A 342-nucleotide genomic window follows, 5' to 3' on the forward strand; every position below is an offset into this window, starting at 1 on the left:
TCGCCGTCGAACTCCACCAGTTCCGCTTCAAAGTCCGTGCAGACGCTGGAGCATATCGGCCGCAGGTCGTCAAGAATCTCTTTTGTGAAGACTTCACGGCGGTATTTTGTTGCGAAGACCAAATGTACGTGCATGAGGAAAACACCGTGTCTTCCGTGGCGAATTTCATTGTAATGACTCATAGACCAAACTATAATCGAAGCATGCAACGACTGCAAGCCTATCAATACGAACTGATGCCAGATGGCGAGCAAGAGCGCAATATGCGCCGCTTCGCTGGCGCGTGCCGATTCGTCTACAACAAGGCGTTGGCGATGCAAAAAGAGAATCATGAGGCCGGTA

The 342-nt window shown here is 50.9% G+C and carries 2 protein-coding genes; one reads left to right on the top strand and one right to left on the bottom strand.

What is annotated here, in order from left to right:
- Positions 1-182 (bottom strand): transposase (locus tag F1735_RS38650; RefSeq protein ID WP_167241553.1); only part of this gene is annotated, 182 nt, incomplete at its 3' end.
- Between the two features lie 21 nt (positions 183-203).
- Between F1735_RS38650 and F1735_RS38655 the strand changes: the two genes are divergently transcribed.
- Positions 204-342: helix-turn-helix domain-containing protein (locus F1735_RS38655; protein WP_167241554.1), on the top strand; the 139-nt coding region annotated here is incomplete at its 3' end.

This window comes from Massilia genomosp. 1 (assembly GCF_011682185.1).
Taxonomy (GTDB): domain Bacteria; phylum Pseudomonadota; class Gammaproteobacteria; order Burkholderiales; family Burkholderiaceae_D; genus Telluria_A; species Telluria_A rubra.